This is a genomic window from Desulfovulcanus sp. (genome assembly GCF_982781345.1).
The window spans coordinates 1-1016 of record NZ_CEYAEZ010000210.1 but is presented as its reverse complement, the minus strand read 5'-3'; the positions used below and the strand labels follow the sequence as shown (position 1 = coordinate 1016).

1 protein-coding gene is annotated in these 1016 nt (G+C 38.9%); it reads right to left on the bottom strand.

From position 1 onward, the window contains the following. Nucleotides 1–1016 (bottom strand): UvrD-helicase domain-containing protein (locus AC3WVG_RS12300; RefSeq protein WP_488798408.1); only part of this gene is annotated, 1016 nt, incomplete at both ends.

The following is a 1016-nucleotide window of genomic DNA, read 5'->3' as shown; positions in this document are numbered from 1 at the left end:
ATAGCTTGCCAGTCATCGCCTACTACAAACAATGAGCTTCTAGGCTTACTATCGCGCAGCGCTTTAACCAACGCCGCACGCGTAGGCGATATATCTTGAAATTCATCAACCATGATATAACGCCAAGGTGATATAAACTTTCTTGTATTAACATAATCGAGGGCTTTGAGGATCATATCGTCAAAGTCTATTTCACCTTGAGTATCTAAATAATGGTTATAGTTGGCTAGTAATGGCTTTAATAATTTCCAAGCCTGCTGTATCTGCTTTGAATCGTTCTCAAGCGTTATATTTGCTGTTTTATACACGCTAATTAATTGACTAAATAAAGTCGCTAATTTGGTTAAATAACCGCCAGCTTTTATCTCTTGTAGAAGCGCTATATGATTAGGCTTTGCAGTGCTTAATTCAAACCCACTTTTAACGTCATTAAAATTATTATTTATATAGTTTACCAATGCTTTAGTATACTGTGGCTTAGCATTAGCAAGCGATTCAAAACACCCTTCAACCCATTTTATTTTAGCTTTTTCGTTTTCAGCAAGTTTAGATATTTTAGGCGGCTTGCCCTCAACATCGCTAATAATAGTTAAACCCACACTATGAAATGTGGCCGCTTTAATGGACTCAGTACCCAGCTTTTGTTTAATTCTCTCATCCATTTCGCAAGCGGCTTGCTTACCATAGGCGAGTAATAAAATATCGTTGTAATTAGCCTGTTTACTGTTAACCAAATAGCCCGCTCGAGCCACTAACACACTGGTTTTTCCTGTACCTGCCCCTGCCAGCACTAAGTTATTGTCGTCATCTATTATGCAAGCTCGGCGTTGTTGCTCAGTGAGTGGATTTGTTTCAACGCCATTAAAAAAATCGTGGTAGCGCTTTAATTGTGACTGTGTGTATTTATGCTGAAAAAAACGCGTGAGTGAATCGCTCCACTGGCTGTATTGCTCAAGCAATTTTATTTGTGTGCTGACTGGTGCTAAAACATCACTGCTTTTTATCCAAGGTAGCCA